The sequence below is a fragment of the Edwardsiella hoshinae NBRC 105699 = ATCC 33379 genome, from assembly GCF_000474215.1.
Classification (GTDB): Bacteria; Pseudomonadota; Gammaproteobacteria; order Enterobacterales; family Enterobacteriaceae; genus Edwardsiella; species Edwardsiella hoshinae.
In genome coordinates, this window is record NZ_BAUC01000013.1 from 69,239 (window position 1) to 90,596 (window position 21,358).

Genomic DNA, 21,358 nt, shown 5'->3' on the forward strand with positions numbered 1-21,358 from the left:
CAGCACAAGGATTGAGTCCCGATGTCCGTCACCGTTACCCCCAGTGCCGCGTCACGCGCCCAGATGCGCGCACGCATCCTGCACATCTTGCTGAACGAACAGGCCATCAGCGACGGGCTGCTTGGCCGTCTTGAGGATCCCCAATTACTCGCCGATCCGCAGCTGTTGGATGAGAGCGCCGAGCTGAAGCAGAGCGTCCGCCAGCTATCGTCCGCCGATCTCAGCGATGTATTGGCCGCCTTGCCCTGCGATCGACGCCTGGCACTGTGGTCACTGCTCAACCCGGCGCAACGCGCGGCGGTGCTGGCCGACTGCGATCCTTGCCTGTGGCCAGAGCTCACCGCGACCCTAAGCGATAAGCACTTACTCCAGATGCTACAGACCTTACCACTGGAGCGCCGCGTCATGCTGGGACGACAGTTACCGCGCGCGCTCGGCGGGCGTCTCCTTACCCTGATGGAGGGAGAGCAGCGCAACCAGGCGCGGACCCTGCTTAGTTACGCGCCGCACAGCGTCGGCGCGCTAATGACTCTGGATAGCGTCGCCGGAAGCGTGCGACGGGATATGCCTTTACTGCTCTTGCTGCAATGGTTGCGCCAGCAACCGGCGTTGCCAACCGGCTGCGAGCGGCTGTGGGTTACCGACGAACGGGGCCGCCTGTGCGGCGAATTGCCGCTGGGCGAACTGCTGGCCGCCGCCCCCGATGGTCGGGTCGCCGACCTCATGCAACCAACGCGCCTGAGTCTACACCCCAGCGAGGAGGCTCTCGACGCTTACCAACGGCTACTGCATGAGCACCAGCCCTGCGCACCGGTGGTCGATGAACAGGGCTATTTGCTCGGGCACTTCAGCCTGATACAAGCAAGCCGTTATCAGCAACGCCAGCAAGAGCGCACGCATTTCCAGCAGGCCGGATTACGCCGGGATGAAGATCTGTTCGCCCCCATCACGCGTAGTCTGCGCGACCGGGCGCTCCCCCTACTGGGCATCGTCATCGCCACCCTGCCCGCCGCGTTGCTGGCGGCGCATTTCAGCTCACTACTGGCGCGTTGGCCGATGCTGGCCTTGCTCATGCCCCTGTTGATGCTGCTCGGCAGCAACACGGCGCGCCAGAGCGCGGCCGTCACGCAACGCGCATTGCGACGCCATCATCTCCCGACGACTAGCGCCGCTTTGGTATTGGTGCGTGAACTGGGAGTGGCGCTACTCGGCGGCTTGATCATCGGCAGCCTGTTGGGGCTCGTCGGCGGGATCTATTACCGAGATGCGCAGCTCGCTAGCCTGGTGGTCTTGCTCACGGTACTGAGCCTGATGCTCTGCGCGTTGCTCGGCGTCGAACTGCCACGCCTGGTGGCGCGCTTACGGTCGCGTGAGGGAACGTTGAACAGCACGCTGCTGGGGGCCCTGGCCGCGAGCCTGGTGTGCGCCCTACTATTTCTATTAAGCGCCCTGTTTTTGATTTAACGGCTATTGCACAGATTATCGACCAAAGTCTAGGTTACTTTTTCTTTGTGCCAAGCCAGAACTATACTGGAAAAAAACGTTTCGCTGCCGATGCAGCCTTCTTATTTGCTTTTGCGCGCCACGATGTTAGGGCGCGTTATGGACATCATCGCCAGGGGCGAGTAAATGGAAAGCAACCCGAATCGTAGCGCCAATGACGCTCGCCTTTCCCTATGGCGTCTGTCGCTGTTCGCCCTGAGCAATGCCCTGCTGGCCCTGCTCAGCCTGCTCTTGGCCCGTCCCGATGCCGTATCGCCTACGCTCTGGCTACCGACCGCCTTCACCAGCGCGATCCTGTTTCATTCCCCCCGGCGCTACTGGCCGACGCTGCTGGCGATCGCGCTGGTGAGCAGCCTGCTTCCGCTCCCCTTGACCCACGTACATTATGGTTTGCGGCACGCCCTGATCGATCAAGGCCAAGCCTGGCTCGGTGCCGTGGCGCTCTGTCGCCTGCTACCGGCACAACGCCCCTTCGACACGCTGGCGCACTGGCTGCGTTTCATCCTCACCGTCGTGGTAACGATACCGCTGCTATGCGCCGTGTTGAGCGCCCTCAGCAATCCGGTGCCGTCGAGTGCGTTCGTCAGCCAGATGATCGCCGACTTTCTCTCTGACGCACTCGGTATGTTAGCACTGACTCCACTAGGACTACTGGCTGGCCCTGCGTGGCCGACGCGAGGACGCATCCCCTGGCTTACCCTGCCGATCCTGCTGGTCACATTGGTAAGCGATTACTTCGCCTTGCCGCGCTTACCTTATCCTTTCACCATCGTCCTGATCCCACTGCTCTGGGCGGCCATCGTGTTGCCGCTATGGCCGGCGTTCTTGATCTTCGCCTGCTCCGCATTGTTGCTGTGCGCACAGATGAACCACCTGCCACTCGCAGGCGCTACCCCAAACCCGCTGTTGCTGTATATGCCGATCCTGTTGGTGCTGCTCCCGGCCCACGCTATCGCCATTCAGACACACGCCTATCGTCGTGAGCGTCAGCGACTACAAGAGAATGAAACCCGGCTACGTAACGTTATGGAGTATTCGGCCATCGGTACCGCCCTGATCGACTTACAGGGGCAGTGGATCCAGTGCAATCCGGCATTCTGTCAAATGCTAGGCTATGAGGCTCCAACCCTGATGAGTATGCCCTATCAGCAACGGGTGCATCCCGATGATCGGCAAAGCGACAAGCGCCAACAGGCTGCGTTGCTGGCGGGCTACCTCGATAGCTACACCCTGGAAAAACGCTACCTGCACCGCAACGGTCAGGCCATCTGGACCCTGTTGACGGTTTCTTTGGTGCGCGATCCGCAGGCGGAACCACTGTACTTCGTGATGCAGTTAAAAGAGATCAACGACATCAAAAACAACCAGCGTCAGAAGCAGCGCTTGCTGGATACCCTGCATCAAGAGCGTGAGCGCTTGCACACGACGCTGAGCGCCATTGGCGAGGCGGTGATCAGCAGCGACCCTCAGCAGATCATCCGCTTTATGAATCCCAGCGCGGAGAAGATGACCGGTTGGCCCCAAGGCGAGGCCATCGGCCAGCCGCTCGATAGGGTGATCCAATTGCAGGAGAGCAATAGCGGCAAAGCGCGTCCGGTGTTGCGCGCCAGCGCGCAAGACGATGGCGACGATGAGAGCGACCCCCTCAACCTGCAAAGCCGCGAGGGGCGCCGTTATGAGGTCCAGAGTCGGGTGGCCGAATTGCGCCACGGCGATGGCATCCTGATGGGATATGTGGTGGTCTTCCAAGACGTCAGCGAGACACGTGCCCTGCTGCGCCAGCTCTCCTACAGCGCGCTGCACGATGCGTTGACCGGGCTGCCTAACCGCGCCAGCTTCGAACAGGCGCTGCGCCAGGCGCTGCGCGGCGCCATCGAGCACCATCAGCGTCATGTATTGGTCTTTCTCGATCTCGACTATTTTAAGTCCATCAACGACAACGCCGGCCATGCGGCAGGGGATCGGCTGCTACAGGATCTGGCACAACTGATGCGCTCGCTATTACGTCCTCAGGATACGCTCGCCCGTCTCGGGGGGGACGAGTTCGCGCTGATCCTCTGCAATTGCGAACTGGAACAAGGTAAGCTCATGGCCGATCAGTTAATTCACGACATAGCCACCTATCCGTTCCATTGGCAGGGCAAGCAATATACGATCGGCGCCAGCGCCGGGCTAACCCAGTTGCACCATGACAATGCCTTGGCCGACGAAGCGATCAACCAGGCCGATGCCGCCTGTTACCTAGCCAAGCACCGTGGACGCGGGCGTGCCTGTTGCCACGCACCACAACACCGTGTCTATCCCGCCTCCGCGCGGCATGAGCCGACGGCTGATCAGCTCAGCACCCTGCTGGCCAATGCCCGCTTTACCCTATTGCTACGCGCCGTCTGTTCACGTGCCAACCCGCAGCAGATCCCTTTCTATCTGCTCGATCTGGAGGCCTACCATACCGATGGTACCCCTTATTCGCCCCAGGCCTTTAACACCGCCTGCCTGCGTCACCAACGTCAACAAGAGGTCGAGCACTGGCTGTTGAGTCAGATCCTGGAGCAGCACGCCGAATGCCTGAGCCGCCAACCCCAAGCGCTGGCCGTCAGCCTTTCGACCACCAGCCTCTGCCAACCAGCGTTTGTCGGCTGGCTCTGCGACACCTTGGCGCGTTCGCCTTTGCCTGCCGATCGCCTCTGGTTGCGACTGGAAGAGAGTGCCCTGATCGAACAACAGGCGCATACCGCACCGGCCCTTAACGCGTTACGCCGCTACGGCTGCCGGCTGATCGCCGAGGGCTTCGAGCGCCATCTCGAAAGTATCGCACGCCTGGAGCATTGTCAGGTCGATTACGTGATCGCCAACAGTGGATTAGTCAGCCAAGTCCACGCGAATCGCATGGATGAGATGATGCTCTCACTGTTACATACCCAGGCGCACAGTTACGGTATTCAGACTATCGCCGGCCCCGCAGAACTCCCGGCAACGCTGGCGACCTTAAACATGCTCGGGATCGATTTACTCTTCGGCAGTTGCCTCCACCCCCCCCTTACGCTGCAACAACAGTTGACGCAACTGGCCTCTCCCGCCAGCGTCCCGGCGACCGATCCGCGGGCAACCGTTGCCGATGACGTCACAATGCAGTAAAGTCGCCGCCCTTCACCGGCATGGGAGACGACGATGTATATTGGTTTTGACTATGGGACCGCCAACTGCTCAGTAGCGATGATGGCGGATGAACAGGTACGCATGCTGCCGCTGGAACACGACTCCCCCTACCTCCCCTCGATGCTCTGCGCGCCGTCGCGCGATGCGGTAAGCGAATGCTTACATCTCCATTGGCAGATCCCGACTGCCAGTGACGCGAACCAACAACTGCTCCGGCGCGCCATCGCCGCCAACCGCGAAGAGGATATTCGCGTCGACGGCCAGAGCCTGCAATTTGGTCTCCAGGCCCTGCACAGTTACAACTGCGATCCGCAGGAGGTGTACTTCGTCAAGTCTCCTAAGTCCTTCCTCGGCGCCGCTGGCCTGAAGCGCCAGCAAATCGCCCTGTTTGAAGATCTGGTCTGCGCCATGATGGTTCACATCCGCCGCCAGGCCGAGACGGCGTTGCAACAGCCTATCGACCAGGCGGTGATCGGCCGACCTGTTAACTTCCAAGGCAGCGGCGGCGACGAGGCCAACACCCAGGCGTTGGGGATCCTCGAGCGCGCGGCGCGACGCGCCGGATTACGCGAGGTGAGCTTCGAATTCGAACCGGTCGCCGCCGGGCTAGATTACGAGGCCACACTGACACAAGAACAATGCGTACTGGTGGTCGACATCGGCGGTGGCACCACGGATTGTTCCGTCTTGCTGATGAGCCCACATTGGCGCAACCAGGCAGATCGTAGCCAGAGTCTGCTCGGCCACAGCGGCTGCCGCATTGGCGGTAACGATCTGGATATCATGCTAGCCTTCCGCCAACTGATGCCACTGCTGGGTGCTGGCGGCAGCAATCTCAAGGGGATCGCCCTACCGTCGCTCCCTTACTGGAACGCCGTCGCCATCAACGATGTGCCGGCGCAGAGTGAGTTCTACAGCGCCGCCACAGGCCGTCTGCTACGCGAACTGGTGCGCGATGCCAGTCATCCGCAGCAGGTGGAGCGTCTGTTACGGGTCTACCAACAACGGCTCAGCTACCGCTTGGTACGCTGCGCCGAAGAGAGCAAGATCGCCCTCTCTCAGCAGGCGCATTGCCGGGCCGCGCTGACGTTCCTCGAAGACGGACTGGACACCACGCTGCATCAAGCGGATCTGGCGGCGGCCATCAGCCAGCCATTAGCGCGCATCCAGGAGCAAGTCGCGGCGGCATTGGCGGTCAGCGCCATCACCCCGGACGTCATCTACCTGACCGGCGGCAGCGCTCGCTCCCCCTTGATTCGCCAAGCCTTATCACAGCAGTTACCCGGGATTCCGCTGGTCGGTGGCGATGACTTCGGTTCAGTCACTGCGGGACTGGCCCGTGCCGCCCAGCGTCGCTATGCCTGATACGCCTCGCTGCCCAGCGGGCGGCGAAAAAAGGCCGGGCGAACACTGTTTTATGTCAATTTGTTTCAAATTACCCTGGCAAATACCCCGTCGCCGCCCTATCGCGGAAAAAATATAATAAAAACACAATAAAAACAATTAATTACATGGCAGCCTCGCTAAACAAAAATAAATTTAATAAATGCAATTCTTGGCTTGTCATCACGATTTGAGTGGGGCAAAATACGCGCCCTGCGAATAGCCGATGTTTTACGTTGTGTCAGTAAGTAAAGACCAATGGACGTCGGTTATTTTTTTGTAGTGCAGAAAATCAAGTAGATGACTGAGGCCGGCCTTCGACCGGACATGATAACTGGCTATTTATGCGGTCCACCGCATGTTGACTGAGGAAACCTAGATGGGGCAATCATTCGCTTTCGCACCGGGCTTTACCGGTATGCGCTGCAGCAGCAGCGACTATGGGGCAGGCGCGCCGTTCTCCGCTCGCGCTTCTTTATCCCATCCCCTCTTTGAATATCCTGCATACCGTTTCACACGAAGTTTTCCTGTGACCTCTCCGCTTTGCGCTACATCAAATCAAAACGTCGAGAGCATGGGAGGACTGCGTCATGGCCGCTAATACCGCCGCAGCACAAAACCGCGTTCAGCTACGCAAGACCTTGACCCTGGTTCAGGTGGTCATGATGGGCTTGGCGTATCTGCAACCGATGACTATCTTCGATACTTTCGGCATCGTGAGTGGACTGACCAATGGTCATGTCGCCACCTCTTACGCTATTGCGCTGATTGCCATTCTGTTTACGGCGATCAGTTACGGAAAGCTGGTTAAACGCTTCCCGTCCGCCGGCTCCGCCTATACCTACGCGCAGAAGGCGATCAGCCCGCACGTCGGCTTCATGGTGGGCTGGTCTTCACTGCTTGATTATCTGTTTATGCCGATGATCAACATCCTGCTGGCCAAGATTTACCTGGAGGCGATCTTCCCCGGCGTACCGTCGTGGATCTTCGTCATGGCCCTGGTCACCATGATGACCCTGTTCAACCTGCGTGGCATCAACCTGGTAGCCAACCTGAACACCGGTATCGTGATCGTCCAGGTCGCCATTATGGTGATCTTCCTCGGTCTGGTAGTACATGGCATCACCCAAGGCGAAGGGGCCGGTACTCTGTTCAGCAGCCGTCCGTTTATCTCGGAGGACGCACACCTGATCCCCATGATCACCGGAGCGACTATCCTCTGCTTCTCGTTCCTCGGTTTTGACGGCATCAGCTCGCTGTCGGAAGAGACGCCGGATGCCGGGCGCGTGATCCCGAAAGCCATCTTCCTGACGGCGCTGATCGGCGGCATCATCTTCATCGTGGTGTCCTACTTCCTGCAACTGTACTTCCCGGATATCTCCCGCTTTAAGGACCCGGATGCCTCGCAGCCGGAGATCATGCTGTATGTAGCCGGTAAGTTCTTCCAGTCCATCATCCTGGTCTTCTCCTGCGTGACGGTACTGGCATCGGGCATGGCGGCGCACGCCGGGGTATCCCGCCTGATGTATGTGATGGGGCGCGACGGCGTGTTCCCGGAGCGTTTCTTCGGTTATATCCATCCGAAGTGGCGAACCCCGGCTTTTAACGTGCTGTTAGTCGGTGCTATCGCGCTATCGGCAGTCTCTTTCGACCTGGTGACGGCAACGGCGCTGATCAACTTTGGTGCGCTGGTAGCCTTTACCTTCGTCAACCTGTCGGTGATCTCGCAGTTCTATATTCGCGAACGCCGTAACCGGACGCTGAAAGACACCATCGCCTACCTGATCCTGCCGCTGATCGGCGCGGCAACCGTCGGTGTATTGTGGATGAACCTGGAAGCCAGCTCGATGACGCTGGGTCTGGTATGGGCCGCTATCGGCCTAGGCTACCTGGCGGTGCTGACGCGCCGTTTCCGCCAGCCGCCGCCGCAGTATCAGGATGCAGAGGCCATCCAGTAAGCGCTACGCTACACTGTACGATACGAAAAAAGCGCCCTCGGGCGCTTTTTTTACCGGCTTAATTCGGCTTACTGACGCACCGCCAGCAGTACGCTGGAGGCTTTCACCAGCGCGATCACCCGGCTACCAGCCCGCAAGGCCATGCTGTCGGTGCTCTCATTGGTGATGATCGACACCAGACGCAGACCGCTATCACAGCACAGTTCGACGGTGCTATTCACCGCACCGCGATGCAACGCCGTCACCGTGCAGGCAAACTGGTTACGAGCCGAAAACATTAGACCGCAGTTTTCCGATGCCAGCATCACCCAAGGAGCCTTAATCAAGGCGATCGCCTCTTTCCCCGGCGCCAACCCCATCGCCTCGCGGCTGGCACGGGTCACTACCGCCACCAGCTTTTCGCCCCCTGCCAACGTCAACACCACTTCATCGTTCACCGCACCTTCCGCCAAGGCTGAAATAGTTCCCTGCCACTGATTGCGAGCCGATACGTTCATCTTTCTCTCCTGCTCCTTTCATCGCATACCATACTGATTCGGTTAGCCTAACAGAGACGAATAGAGCGTGGTATCGCATCTGCGCAGAGTACGATCTGGATCAGATTCGCTCATAACCATGGTAGTAGTAGTACTGTAGTTGGCTATCTTCACTACTGAGGAAAAACTCCGCGATGGCCTCGCGCGCAAGGCCATATTGCCGCGCCAACTCGCCCGCCCGGCACGCGGCCAGGTAACGATCATCGATGCGTTTTCCAAGGCTATACGCGAAACCGCAGACGTAACCCCGCCGGTAATCCAGGCAATACCGTTGCATATCGCCGGCAGGGCATGGTTCGTAACATTTCACGCCATCCATGAGCCCCTCGCCAAAGTGGTTCGTCATCACACGCCTCCCTCAACCCGAACCATCGCTATAAAAAAAATTATATAACGAATGATGCGCCCAACGCTATCCACGCAAAGCGCCAGAGTGATGCCGAAAGATCAAGAATCGTACCTTCGACACTCCACGCTACGCTCAGAAATCGGTATAATCGGCGCCGGTCTATCCTATCTACAAACGTTGAGGTATTTCTATGGCAGACGAATTTGACAACGCTAGCGCGCTGGAAGAACTGGAACGCGACCTGGCGCTGGCCAACCGTCACAAACCCAGCATGGCCCCGACCGGTTACTGCTACAACTGTCACGCCCCGATCCCGACAGGCAACTTCTGCGACAGCGACTGCTGCGAAGACTGGCAAAAAGTGCAATGGGCCAAATCCCAGCGCCAGCGTTAACCCCCGCCATCCCTCCTCGCGCACCACGCCGCCGGTTGCTATCGCGGCGCCCGTTTCGCTGACCCGCCGCCCTTTTCGCTAGGCCGTATCCTGTATACTACCTCGCACGCCTTTGCGCCGTCCCTCTGCTGATGGGCCTTTTGGCCTCCGGACATACGGCGCTATGGCGTGCTGCTCCATTCCCCGCGTGCTGGCTTACGCCAGTAAGATCTGCTGGAGTTCGTGTAACGAGCTCACCTGATAGTTCGCCGTGATGCCCTGCGGCATCGGTTCCTCGCGTGGATTCAACCAACAGGTATCAATACCGGCATTAATACCGCCGAGAATGTCGGAATGCGGGTTATCCCCGACCATCAGGATCTGCTCCCGAGGTGGGTGATTCATCAGCGCGAAGGCATGTTCGAAAATCGCCACATCCGGCTTAGCCACGCCCACCGCTTCCGATACCACCAGTGGAGTGAAGACATCGCTCAAACCGGTACGTTTTAAGCGTGCGTCCTGCATGGCGGAAAACCCGTTGGTAATGATCCCCATACGAACCCGGCCACGCAGCGAGAGCACTAACTCACGCGCGCCCGGTAACGGTTCGCAGATCTCCGCCATCGCCTGAATGAAAGCCGCATTGATAACGCTCGCCGCCATGTTCAGACGCTTGGCCCACGCGGAGAAACGCCGCTCTTGCAGTTGCTGCGAGTCGATGCGCCCCTCTTGGTAAGCGACCCATAACGGTTGATTCACTGCCTCATAAGCCTGGTAATCCTCCAGGCTAAAATCGACATTAAAGCGAGAAAACATCAGGCGTAGCCCACGATAGGCATCAAAACGGAATAGTGTTTCATCCGCATCAAATAAAATCCAACTGTATTTCATAGCGTTACTTATTCCACTTACATCGCCCCCACGCCACCACACACAACCCCGGGCGCAGCGGGTAATGGCACACTGACCGAACCGCGTTCAGAACGAGACACCGCCCCATCGCCAGCAAGCCGCGAACGATGAGCGCCGCTCATTGTGCCATAGAATAGCGAGCGATCCCTACCGCGGCGAGTAACCGGATAGCGTCGCGGTAACATGAACGCACTATTCTGGTAGTTTTAGTTAAATCAATATGATAGTTCAGATATTGGGTGCGTTCGCCGTTGAACAGCCTGTCCGAGCACCGGCAAACCGAGGCTTGGGCAAAAAATCCGAATAAAAATCTACAGCCCTCTGTTTTTATTAGCTCTTTTCTGATTAAAAGCACCTTGACGCTAGCCAGAAACTCTTGTTATACAGGCGCCGGACTCTTTTTATGGCTATGCTTTAACGATGGCCATTTTGACCGATAGACCACCGTCGTTTGTCGTCTTGCGCCTCCCGCCTCCGGCGCCGCATACCCTTGCGGTTATCACGCCATCGCGTCAGCGCCAGCTCTACAACGACGATCAATACGATAATAAAAACCGTCAGCATCAGGATAGTTCTATGGCCTCCCGAAGATGGCATACCCCCAACAATCCAAGCCAGCGCAATGCGCCGCGCCTACGCGCGTTGATCGATCAGATCGCGGAGAAACGACACGCTACCGCGCCGCCCCCTCGCTATCGCTTACTGCTGTCCCTGCTCGAGATTAGCGACGAACTGCGTGATTTTTGCACATTGCATCGCATCAGCATCAGCGATGCGCCCTATCTGCAAGTGATGTTCGTCGGCGAGAAGATCGATCTGCAACTATTAATCCGCAGCTTCCTGCCGCCGGAGAAGCAGAGCGATTGCCTGAATAGCCTCTACCTCGCCTAGCGACGGCGACAGGCACAGCCGTCCCCTTTACCCCTTCGCGAGCAAAGTCAGGGCGCAGGCGAGACGCCCGATTATCTCAACCCCATCGTCAGCGCTAACGGTAACGATCAGGCGAAACAAGCCGTACAGCACGTGGCGTCTCGTCGGAGAGGCCTGGGCGCGTAGCGGGCAAACGCCCAGCGCGCCCAGGGTAGCGCTGCCGCGTGATGCGCCCCGCGCCTCGGGGGGAATAAAGCCGTTGATTGCTTTTTGAGCTCACTCACATTTCCTCGTCAAACGCATTGAAGTATTACTCCAAAGATCATTTCATAATGGAGCAATACTACAATAGCAGCGTGTCCTACCGTGTAGGAGCGATGAGCGCGCTGCCAGCGCAGTCGCCATCATCTTATTTATATGCCATTACACGTTGATCACAGGAGTGTTTATGCCTGGCTTAATACCCTCTACTACGCGGCTCATCGCCGCCTTAGTCGTCTCACTTGCAGTTATTCCGGCATTACGCGCGGAATCATTACCTCCATTACCCCAAACCGTTAAGGCGGGAACCGGTGCCATTCTCAATAAGGTTATGTATATCGGATTAGGCAGTGCCAATAAATCCTGGTATCGCCTGGATATGCAAAGTAAAGAGAAAAGGTGGCAGCCAATCGCCGAATTTCCCGGTACGCCACGCGATCAAGCCGTCACCTTGGCGTTAAATAATAGCCTCTATGTCTTTGGCGGTATCGGTAACGCCAGCGGGCACGATGCCACCGCGTCTATCCTCAGCGATATTTACCGTTATGATCCGGCTAACGATCAATGGCAGAAAATCGCCAGCCATCCGCCCCGCAGTCTCGCCGGCCATGCTGGCGTCGCCCTGAACACTTATCAGGGATTATTCCTCGGCGGCGTTAATAAATCGATATTCGATGGCTATCTACGTGATAGCAACCAATATAAAGACGATAAAGCCGCCACTGAAAATATTATCCAGAATTATTTTAACAAGCCGAGTGCAGACTATTTTTTTAGTCGTGAAGCATTGCTATATGATGCGAAAAATAATCAGTGGCACGCCTTGGGGATCACCCCCTTTGCTGGTACAGCCGGTTCAGCCCTGGTGCGTAGCGGCGAACGCATTACCCTAATCAATGGCGAGATCAAGCCGGGCCTGCGTACCGACCGTATCCACTATGGCCTCTGGTCGCAGGGCAAGCTGCGCTGGACGGGCGATGCGCACCTGCCCCCCGCACAAGGGGAGAATCTCCAGGAGGGACTGGCCGGGGCCTATGCCGGTTACAGCCACGGCACATTGTTGGTGGCCGGCGGGGCCAACTTCCCCGGAGCACGCGCCAACTACCGCCAGCAGCACTACTATGCGCATCAAGGGCTAAACAAGACCTGGCAACGCGCGATATTCGCTCAGCAGGGGGAGACCTGGCGCGCCGTCGGTGAGCTGCCGCAACCGTTGGGCTATGGGGTCGCGATCAGTGATGGCGCGACGCTGTATCTGATCGGCGGTGAAACACAACAAGGGCAAGCGGTAGATTCGGTCATCGGCCTAAGTCTACGTAACGGCAAACTCACTATCGAATAACCACGGCAAATGCCGTAAGCGTTTTTATTGATCTTACCGTTCTCGCACCCGATAGCGCTGTGCGAGACGCTGTGGCAACACAGTACTCATAATCAAAACATAGTTATCAATACCTCTGGGAATATAAAAATGGAAAAGAAAATCATTGCATTAACGCTAGCAGCGGCCACGTTAGCGCTACCTTACACCTATGCCGCTACCACCTTAGATTTTCGTCATGAATATGCTGACTCGACACGTATTCATAAAGATCGTATCGCTATTATTCAAAGCCTTGATAATGGCGTCAGTTTTTATGTCGATGCCAGCGTGAAATCGGGTGGCGTGAATAATGAACAAGATAAATTCCTCAGCGATCTGGTCACCAATGCCATAGAAATGGGACTGAGTTATAACTACAAGATCGATCAAAATATTAGTCTACAACCAGGGATTATTTTTGAAAGCGGTAACGATAACGCCATCTATAAACCCTACCTACGGGCACAATACAGCTTTGACAATGGCCTGTATCTGGCCGGACGTTACCGTTATGACTATGCGCGCAAAACGCAAGACGGAAGTAATGACGAAACGACCAACCGTCTCGACGGTTATATCGGTTACCGCTTCGCGGATGCGCGTCTGGAATATAATTATACGCAGATGTATAGCGATGCACTGAAATATAACAACAAAAAGACTAACTACGAACATAACGTGGCATTCGCCTACAAGATCAACCAGACCTTTACGCCTTATATCGAAGTCGGCAATGTCGCGGTCAATAAAAACAGCGATGCGCGCCAGACGCGCTACCGTGTGGGACTGCAATACAATTTTTAATTATCCCACCGCAGGTGCCAAGGGATCGGCACCTGCATCAGCACGCCAAACCGCGACACGGCGCGCTCCGCCCCCTATTCCATCCATGGCAGGAGTGAAATATGCAAATTCATGATTTCGGCGTTCTCAACTACACCGTCCTGTTCGGCTACCTGCTGGCGATCATCGTGGTTGCGATGTACTTCGCAAAACGGCAAAAAACGGCGGATGACTACTTCCGTGCCGGCGGTCGCGTCCCCGGCTGGGCCGCCGGGATATCGGTGTTCGCTACCACCCTCAGCTCCATCACGTTCATGTCGATCCCAGCCAAAACCTATACTTCCGACTGGACCTTCATCATCGGCCAGTATCTGGTCATCGCCATCCTGCCGCTGGTGTTCTATTTCTATATCCCGTTCTTCCGTAAATTGAAGATCACCTCGGCCTATGAGTATCTGGAAGCGCGCTTCGACGTACGCAGCCGTCTGTTCGCCAGCCTCTCCTTCATGCTCTTTCATATCGGGCGGATCGCCATCATCACCTACCTGACCGTACTGGCGCTCCGCCCGCTTATCAACATCGATCCTATTCTGTTGGTGTTACTGATCAGCATCCTTTGCATCATCTATACCTGGATGGGTGGGATCGAAGGGGTCATCTGGACCGACGTGATCCAAGGGGCGCTGCTCTCCGGCGGGGCGATCCTGATCTTCCTGATGATCTGCTGGAAAGTGGACGGAGGGATCGTCGAGATCTACCAGGCAACCGCCAGCGCCGACAAGTTTTTCCCCGCCAGTCAGTGGCGTTGGAGCTGGACCGATAGCACTATTCCGGTGCTGACCATCGGCTTCCTGTTCGCCAACATCCAACAATTTACCGCCAGCCAAGACGTGGTGCAGCGCTACATCGTCACCGATTCCATTGAGGAGACTAAGCGCACCCTGATCACCAACGCCAAGTTGGTCGCCGTCATGCCGCTCATTTTCTTCACCATCGGTTCGGCGCTGTTTGTCTTCTACCAGCAGCATCCCCAACTGCTGCCGCAGGACTTCAACACCGGCGGCATTCTGCCCCTGTTCGTGGTGACGCAGATGCCGAGCGGGATCGCCGGACTCATCATCGCCGCCATCTTCGCCGCGGCCCAATCCAGTATCTCCAGTAGCCTGAACAGCATCTCCAGCTGCTTCAACTCCGATATCTATGTACGCTTAAGCCGCCAAGAGCCTAACCCGGCACAGAAGATGAAACTGGCGCGCCTGGTGATCATCATTGCAGGGCTACTGAGCAGCCTGGCCACCCTATGGCTGGTGTATGCCAACGAGTCGGAGGTATGGGACGCCTTCAACAGCCTGATCGGCCTGATGGGAGGGCCGATGACCGGTCTGTTCATGTTGGGGATCTTCTGTAAACGCGCCAACGCCAGCAGCGCCGTCGTCGGCATCATCGTCAGCGTCATCGCGGTACTGCTGGCCCGTTATACCACCGATCTCAACTTCTTCTTTTACGGCGTGATCGGTACCTTGACCGTGGTGATCGCCGGGATGATCAGCGCGCCACTCTTCGCGGCTCCCGCCAAACAAATCATCCTCGACGAGGATCAGGCTTAACTCGCCGCTTAGCCCCGCCCAGCCCGGCGTCCGCCGGGCTCTCTTTTTTTGGCCGTCGTTATTTGTTAGGCTTAATCACCCTATCCATGTCGCCGCGCCGCAGGGTGATGTGCGCACCAATCAAGGCCCAGAGATGAAGGATTCACAGCAGATTCGTCTACAGCCCGGCAAAATCCTCGATACCCTTTCCGCCATGCGCAACAGCTTGACTCGCGTCTCCCAGCGCATCGCCGACTATATCCTGCAACATCCCGCGCAGGTGAGTCAGCTCTCCATTGCCCAGTTGGCGCAGACGACCCAGGCCGGAGAAGCGACGGTGATCCGTTTCTGCCGCACCCTCGGTTACAAGGGATTCCAAGATTTTAAGCTGGATCTGGCGATCGAGCTGGCCCGCAACGACGACGACGAGACGCCGTTGCTCGATGCCGAGATCGCCGACGATGACGATCTGCTGACCATTGGCCGTAAGCTACAAAGCGCGATCAACTGTGTCCTCTCGGAGACCCTAAACTTATTGGATATGGCACAGGTGCAGGCGGCGGTAGACGCTATCCGCCAGGCCAACTCTCTGTTTATCTGCGGGGTTGGCTCCTCCGGCATCACCGCCGAGGATATGAAGAATAAGCTGATGCGCATCGGCTACCGGGTCAACAGCACCAGCAACAATCACTTCATGTATATGCAGGCCACGCTGCTGCAACCGGGTGACGTCGCCATCGCCATCAGCCACTCTGGCGCCTCCGCAGAGACGGTGCATACCCTCAAACTGGCGCGTGAGGCGGGGGCTCGCACCATCGCCCTAACCCACAATCTGGGCTCGGCGTTGATCAGTTACGCCGATATCTGCCTGATCAACGGCAACCAACAGGGCAAACTCCAGGGCGACTCCATCGGCACCAAGACCGCTCAGCTCTTTGTGCTGGATCTGCTGTATACCCTGCTGGTGCAGGCCGAGCCCCAACGCACCGCCCAAAAACGGCGCACCCTAGACGCCCTACACAGCGCCAAGTCCCTGTAACCCGTCCCCAGCGACACCGCAGGCGGTCACATTTTGCGCCATGCAGGCGTTGTGACCGCGCGCGACGGTTGCCTCGGCATCATGCACGGTCTAATATGGAGCAAAACTCCATCGTAAAACACCCAACGATAAAACCGCTCCAACAAGGAGGCTGGAATGAAAAAGCTAACAGGTTTGATCGCCGCGCCACACACCCCCTTCCAGGTCGACGGCAGCGTTAATTACCCGGTGATCGATCAGATCGCCGCCCACCTGATCAATAGCGGCGTGACCGGCGCCTACGTGCTCGGCACCACCGGCGAGGGCATCCACTGCTCGGTCGAGGAACGAATGCGCATCGCCGAACGCTGGGTGGCGGCCAGCCAGGGTAAGTTAGATCTGATCATCCACACCGGCGCTCTGAGCATCGCCGACTCACTCACCCTGGCGCGCCACGCCAACACCTTGGAGATCATGGCCACCTCGGTCATCGGCCCCTGCTTCTTCAAGCCCAACAACGTAGACGATCTGGTCGAGTATTGCCGTCTGATCGCCGCCGCCGCGCCGGATAAAGGCTTCTACTACTACCACTCCACGATGTCTGGCCTCAATATCGACATGGAGCGTTTTCTCTTGCACGCCGCCGATCGCATCGCCAACCTGAGTGGAATGAAATTCAATGCCAGCGATATGTATGAGTATCAGCGCTGTCTCCGCGTCGATCACGGCCGCTTCGACATCCCATTTGGCGTCGACGAATTCATGCCCGCGGGGTTAGCCTGTGGCGCCACCAGCGCGGTCGGTAGCACCTATAACTATGCGGCGCCGCTCTATCTGCGCCTGATGGCGAGCTTCCAGCGGGGCGATATGCAAGATGTCGCCCGCTGCATGGATAAGGTTATCGCCATCATTCGCGTCCTGGTGGAATATGGTGGCGTCGCCGCGGGTAAGGTCGCCATGCAACTGCACGGTATCGACGTCGGCGATCCCCGCCGCCCGTTGCGTCCGTTGAACGCGCAACAGAAAGCCGATGCCCTCGCCAAGCTACAGGCCATTGCGTGGGAGTAGTGCGTTATCCGTTATCAGCCAGTTGCCGGCTCAACTGGGCGGCCGCCAATAGCGGCAGCAGCAGCACGATGAAGCCAAACAGCGCGAAGCGGGCGGTCAACACGCCGCCTAACAGCGCTCCGGCGACAAAACCGAGGATCCCGGCAAACAGCGTCCAGCGCAGCGCACGCTCCTGCGCATGGCAGCCGTTCGCGAGACTGTTGATCAGCGACGTCGACATCCCGGTGATGTAGGTGGAATGAACCTTGGCGCTACGTAGGCTCTGGATGACACCATTCTGTAGCCCGAGCGCCAGTGCCTGTAGCAAGATGAAGCCGGCACTACTGCCCAGTTGCCATAGACCGCATCCCGCCAACATCAACAGCGCTTGCCAGCACAACAGCGGCGCGATATGTCGCGGGGCGTTATCCGTCTGGTGGCGTAGACGCCAGCAGCTACCGAAGAAGGTGCCCGCCAGGAAACAGCATAAGGCGATGGTGCAGTAACCCAGCGTCAGCCAGTGTCCCTGGGCCAGGTAGATCATCGCCAACACGGCATTACCGGTGATATGGCCGGTAAAGGTGGTCAATAAAACAAAGCTACCGGCATCGGCGAAACCGCCGACCAAGGTAAGTAATAACAGCACCGCAAAACGCTTATCCATTCCCCGCTCCCGCTGGCGCACGCCGCCGCCCATTGAGCGGGCGCACTTCCCTATAGCATAGCCGATGGCGCGGGGAAAACGGATAGCGCGGTGCGACGGCAAACCGGTTCACCGGCCGCCGTCTCAAGCGACCCGGAAGAGGAGAGCGCCAATGATGACTCGCCCGACATGCGCCGTCGATGCTTGCGCCGCGCAGAAGCACACGCCGCCGCGCTATTACTATGTGCTGCCTATCGCCGGGCAGTCGAATGCGATGGCCTACGGCGAAGGAATACCGCTGCCCTACACCCTGGATGCGCCCCATGAGCGCATTAAGCAGCTGGCCCGCCGTGCCACGGTGACCCCCGACGGACCACCTTGCCATTACAATCAGGTGATCGCGCTGGATCACTGCCCACACGATGTGCAAGACATGAGTGGCTTCCACCATCCACATGCCGATCTGCGGCGCGGCGAGTATGGCTGTGTCGCCCAGGCGCTGCATATCGGCAAGAAGCTGCTGCCCTACCTGCCTGCCGAGGCGGGACTCCTGATCGTGCCGTGCGCTCGGGGCGGTTCCGCCTTCACTCAGGGAGAACACGGTAGCTATCATCCCGCGCACGGCGCGACGGCGGATGCCTGTCGCTGGGGGGTAGCGACACCGCTCTACCGGGATCTATGCGATCGGACGCGGGCCGCGTTGCGCCATAACCCGGCCAACCGTCTGCTGGCGGTGATCTGGATGCAGGGTGAGTTTGACCTGACCAGCGCAGATTACGCCCGTCACCCCGCCTTGTTCCAAGCCATGGTCGCCCGTTTCCGTCACGATATGGCCGATACGGCAGCGCAGCAGGCCGGAGGAGCGACCCAGGCGGTGCCCTGGATCTGCGGCGATACCTGCACGTATTGGCAGACGACCTACCCGCTACAGTACGCGGCGATCTATGGTGCCTATCGACGCTGCCCGTTGCCTGGGGTACATTTCGTCCCCTTGATGTACGACGCGCAGGGCAAGGCCACCCCGAGCAATGCGCCGGCTGACGATCCCGATATCCCGGCGGCGCACTACTACGGCGCCGCCTCCCGCGATGCGACAAACTGGACCACCGCGTTACGCGCCGCCCACTTCAGCGCGCCGGCTCGGCGTACGCTGATCCCCGAACGCTTGGTTGCCGCCATCCTGCGCCACAGCGCGCTCCAGCCCGCCAAGGTCTGAGGCGAGCCCCCTCGGACGGCTCAATCGCCAGGAAGCAGGCGCCCCTGCTGCAAACGGTAGCCGCCGTCGGCCAACGCCGCGATCTCGCGCGGCTCGTGGCTGACCAACAGTAACGTCAGGGCGCGGCGGCGCTGCACCTGACGCAACGCCTGCCACAAACGGCGCCGCAACGGCCAATCCAGGCTGGAGAACGGCTCGTCCAATAACAGCAGTGCCGGCGCACTCACCAGCGCGCGCGCCAACGCCACTCGTTGCTGCTCACCGCCGGACAGCTGTCCCGGATAGCGCCGCGCCAGATGGTCAACCTCCAAGGCATGCAACACCTCACGTCGGGGCTCGGCCTGGCGCGCCTGCCCGGCGGCGAACTGCGCCAGCGTTAGATTCTGCTCCACGGTGAGAAAGGGAAAGAGATATAAGCGTTGATTGAGATGGCGGCAGGGGCGGCGCCAGGCCGGCAGTCCGTCGACGCACTGGCCGGCGATCGCGACCCGACCGCGGTAGGGGAGATGACCGGCGATGGCGCGCAATAGCGTGGTTTTGCCACTGCCCGAAGCCCCCGCAATGGCGGTACAGCATCCGGCGGGCGCCGTTAGGCTTATCTCCCGCAATATGGCGCACTGTAGCCCTTCAACATGCAGCATGTCGTCCCTCCTCGGCGCGCGGGCGTATCCCATGCAGCACCAGTAGCAGCAGAAACGCCAGCAGGATCAGCAGCAGCGCGCAGCCGACGGCGGCGGAGAAATCCCCTCCGGCGATGTTAAGATACACCGCGATCGGTAGGGTCTCGGTCTTCATCCGCGTCGCCCCCGCCAACATCAGGGTCGCGCCGAACTCCCCTAACGCTCGCGACAACGCCAGCACCGCCCCGCTCACCAGGGCGCGCCACACCAACGGGATCTCCACCAACAGAAAGGTAGCCAACGGTGCCAGTCCCAGGTTGTGTGCCGTCTCCAGCCAGGTGCGATCGATGCCAGCCAGCGCCGCGCTGGCACTGCGTAACAGGATGGCGCTGGCGACATAGGTCTGCGCGATGACAATACCCAATGGCGAAAACAGGCGCTGGGCCATGGCCGGCCACCAGCTACCCACCACGCCTTGCTGCCCCAATAACAGCAACAGACCGATCCCGATCACCAGCGGCGGCGTCACCAGCGGGAGATCGAGCAGCAGATTGAGCCAACGCTTACCCGGCAGTTCGAGGCGCACCAGCGCCCAGGCCGCCGGTAAAGCGAGTAGGCAAGCCAACAGCAACGACACTAGGGCGCTGCTCAACGAGAGAGCGACGGCAAAACGGATCTCCTCATCGCGCAGCAATCGGGTCAGCGTCGTCGCCTCAATCTGCCCCACAAGCGCGGCCAACGAGCCGGCGATGAACAGCAACAGGATCACTAGCGGCACCAGCGCCAAGATACGCATCCTGCGTTACTCCGCCAACGGCAAATAGCCACGCGCGGTAAATGCCGCGATCCCGGCGGGTGAAGCGAAGTAATCCGCCAGGGCGCGCGCAGCCTGCGGCGCCGCGCTGCTCTTCAGCACGGCGATGGTGGCGACCTCTTGCGGCACGCCGGGCGGTGTCGGCAGCAGACGCAACTGATCGCGGTGGCGCATCGCATCCGCTCGGCCAATCACCGCCGCATCCACGTCGCCGTTCAGCACATACAGCAACAGCTGTTTAATCGTCGTCGCCTGCACCGTCACCTTAGCGCGCAATGCCGGCCCCACACCGCTGGCCGTCAACAAGGCATCACCGCTGCGCCCCAAGGCGATGGCCTGTGGATCGCCCATACCGATCGTCAACGGGCTCTGCGCCAACTGCGCCAAGCTGGCCACCCGGCCCGGACTGGCGCGGCGCACCACCATCACCGGCGTATGCAACACCAGCGGTGCAGAGAAGGCGATGCGATCCTGAGCGCGTAGACGCTCGACATAGTCGGCCGAGCCGGGGAGAAACAGATCGCCCGCCTGGGTCAAGTTAATCCGGGTCAACAATTGCCCGGAACCGCCATATTCGATCGTTACCCGGTGGCCACTCTGCCGCTCGAAGGCGGCGACCACCGCCTCGACCGGCTCGCGCAGCCCGGCTCCGGCATACAGATGCAATTCCGCCGCTGTCGCCAACGCGCTCCACCCGCACAGCAGTGCGATCCCCATCGTTCTTACCCAGCCCATGTTGTCCCTCTCTTAGCGCAAGCTGCTTCGTCAATCGCTATATATGTAAATATATTACGATAATTCGACAACGACCAAACCGGGGCAACGTGATCACCATCGACCTTTTCCCGCCATAGGCTCCCGGGCTACTCGCCCCGTCCACAGGGCAGCAGGGCAGCAGGGCAGCAGGGCAGCAAGGCAGCAAGGCAGCAAGGCAGCAAGGCAGCAAGGCAGCAAGGCAGCAAGGCAG

The 21,358-nt window shown here is 59.0% G+C and carries 19 protein-coding genes; 12 read left to right on the forward strand and 7 right to left on the reverse strand.

Annotated elements, in window-relative coordinates; genetic code table 11:
• The first annotated feature begins 21 nt into the window (after window positions 1–21).
• The 4 genes from EHO01S_RS05890 to EHO01S_RS05905 all read left to right on the forward strand — a co-directional run bounded on the left by EHO01S_RS05890 (window position 22) and on the right by EHO01S_RS05905 (window position 8,000).
• Window positions 22–1,464, forward strand: coding sequence for a magnesium transporter MgtE N-terminal domain-containing protein (locus EHO01S_RS05890; protein ID WP_024523086.1), 1,443 nt, complete (start codon window positions 22–24; stop codon window positions 1,462–1,464).
• Window positions 1,465–1,629: 165 nt separating this feature from the next.
• Window positions 1,630–4,638 (forward strand): diguanylate cyclase domain-containing protein, encoded by a 3,009-nt coding sequence (locus tag EHO01S_RS05895; protein WP_024523087.1) that lies wholly within the window; start codon window positions 1,630–1,632, stop codon window positions 4,636–4,638.
• A gap of 33 nt (window positions 4,639–4,671) precedes the next feature.
• Window positions 4,672–6,024: a molecular chaperone gene (gene yegD, locus EHO01S_RS05900; RefSeq protein WP_024523088.1), complete on the forward strand. Its 1,353-nt coding sequence runs from the start codon at window positions 4,672–4,674 to the stop codon at window positions 6,022–6,024.
• 608 nt (window positions 6,025–6,632) lie between these two features.
• Window positions 6,633–8,000: an APC family permease gene (locus EHO01S_RS05905; protein WP_024523089.1), complete on the forward strand. Its 1,368-nt coding sequence runs from the start codon at window positions 6,633–6,635 to the stop codon at window positions 7,998–8,000.
• 68 nt (window positions 8,001–8,068) lie between these two features.
• Here the strand turns inward: EHO01S_RS05905 and EHO01S_RS05910 are convergent, their stop codons facing one another.
• Entirely contained in the window at window positions 8,069–8,497 is a 429-nt protein-coding gene (locus EHO01S_RS05910) for a TOBE domain-containing protein (RefSeq protein ID WP_024523090.1), read from the reverse strand.
• A gap of 100 nt (window positions 8,498–8,597) precedes the next feature.
• Window positions 8,598–8,882 carry a DUF2623 family protein gene (locus EHO01S_RS05915; RefSeq protein ID WP_024523091.1) on the reverse strand — a complete coding sequence of 95 codons (285 nt, stop codon included), beginning with the start codon at window positions 8,880–8,882 and terminating at the stop codon, window positions 8,598–8,600.
• Between the two features lie 193 nt (window positions 8,883–9,075).
• On the opposite strand from EHO01S_RS05915, the gene EHO01S_RS05920 reads away from it, so the two are divergent.
• Complete coding sequence (locus EHO01S_RS05920; RefSeq protein ID WP_005296746.1) at window positions 9,076–9,279, forward strand: hypothetical protein; 204 nt, start codon at window positions 9,076–9,078, stop codon at window positions 9,277–9,279.
• A gap of 195 nt (window positions 9,280–9,474) precedes the next feature.
• On the opposite strand, the gene yjjG is transcribed toward EHO01S_RS05920, so the two are convergent.
• The gene (gene yjjG / locus EHO01S_RS05925) at window positions 9,475–10,149 is read right to left on the reverse strand and encodes a pyrimidine 5'-nucleotidase (RefSeq protein WP_024523092.1); all 675 of its coding nucleotides are present in this window, start codon (window positions 10,147–10,149) and stop codon (window positions 9,475–9,477) included.
• A 597-nt stretch (window positions 10,150–10,746) separates the two neighbouring features.
• Here yjjG and EHO01S_RS05930 point away from each other — a divergent pair.
• From EHO01S_RS05930 to EHO01S_RS05955, 6 genes are all read left to right on the forward strand, one after another.
• A complete protein-coding gene (locus tag EHO01S_RS05930) occupies window positions 10,747–11,061 on the forward strand; it encodes a hypothetical protein (RefSeq protein ID WP_024523093.1) in 315 nt (104 codons plus the stop codon).
• A 427-nt stretch (window positions 11,062–11,488) separates the two neighbouring features.
• Window positions 11,489–12,643: an N-acetylneuraminate epimerase gene (locus EHO01S_RS05935; protein WP_024523094.1), complete on the forward strand. Its 1,155-nt coding sequence runs from the start codon at window positions 11,489–11,491 to the stop codon at window positions 12,641–12,643.
• Between the two features lie 129 nt (window positions 12,644–12,772).
• Window positions 12,773–13,468: an oligogalacturonate-specific porin KdgM family protein gene (locus tag EHO01S_RS05940; protein ID WP_035370253.1), complete on the forward strand. Its 696-nt coding sequence runs from the start codon at window positions 12,773–12,775 to the stop codon at window positions 13,466–13,468.
• Window positions 13,469–13,569: 101 nt separating this feature from the next.
• Window positions 13,570–15,054 carry a sodium:solute symporter family protein gene (locus EHO01S_RS17455; protein ID WP_035370256.1) on the forward strand — a complete coding sequence of 495 codons (1,485 nt, stop codon included), beginning with the start codon at window positions 13,570–13,572 and terminating at the stop codon, window positions 15,052–15,054.
• A 133-nt stretch (window positions 15,055–15,187) separates the two neighbouring features.
• Complete coding sequence (locus tag EHO01S_RS05950) at window positions 15,188–16,072, forward strand: MurR/RpiR family transcriptional regulator (protein ID WP_024523096.1); 885 nt, start codon at window positions 15,188–15,190, stop codon at window positions 16,070–16,072.
• A gap of 156 nt (window positions 16,073–16,228) precedes the next feature.
• A complete protein-coding gene (locus EHO01S_RS05955; protein WP_024523097.1) occupies window positions 16,229–17,119 on the forward strand; it encodes a dihydrodipicolinate synthase family protein in 891 nt (296 codons plus the stop codon).
• 4 nt (window positions 17,120–17,123) lie between these two features.
• On the opposite strand, the gene EHO01S_RS05960 is transcribed toward EHO01S_RS05955, so the two are convergent.
• Window positions 17,124–17,762, reverse strand: a complete 639-nt coding sequence (locus EHO01S_RS05960; protein WP_115314556.1) for a DUF1275 family protein — start codon at window positions 17,760–17,762, stop codon at window positions 17,124–17,126.
• 151 nt (window positions 17,763–17,913) lie between these two features.
• Here EHO01S_RS05960 and EHO01S_RS17460 point away from each other — a divergent pair, with 151 nt between their 5' ends.
• Complete coding sequence (locus tag EHO01S_RS17460) at window positions 17,914–18,957, forward strand: sialate O-acetylesterase (RefSeq protein WP_035370258.1); 1,044 nt, start codon at window positions 17,914–17,916, stop codon at window positions 18,955–18,957.
• A gap of 20 nt (window positions 18,958–18,977) precedes the next feature.
• On the opposite strand, the gene EHO01S_RS05970 is transcribed toward EHO01S_RS17460, so the two are convergent.
• The 3 genes from EHO01S_RS05970 to modA are packed head-to-tail and all read right to left on the reverse strand — an operon-like array spanning window position 18,978 to window position 21,126.
• Window positions 18,978–19,598 (reverse strand): ABC transporter ATP-binding protein, encoded by a 621-nt coding sequence (locus EHO01S_RS05970; protein ID WP_024523099.1) that lies wholly within the window; start codon window positions 19,596–19,598, stop codon window positions 18,978–18,980.
• Window positions 19,585–20,373, reverse strand: coding sequence for an ABC transporter permease (locus EHO01S_RS18650; protein ID WP_024523100.1), 789 nt, complete (start codon window positions 20,371–20,373; stop codon window positions 19,585–19,587). The genes EHO01S_RS05970 and EHO01S_RS18650 overlap by 14 nt, the downstream gene beginning before the upstream one ends.
• 6 nt (window positions 20,374–20,379) lie before the next feature.
• A complete protein-coding gene (gene modA / locus EHO01S_RS18655) occupies window positions 20,380–21,126 on the reverse strand; it encodes a molybdate ABC transporter substrate-binding protein (protein WP_024523101.1) in 747 nt (248 codons plus the stop codon).
• Window positions 21,127–21,358: the final 232 nt, after the last annotated feature.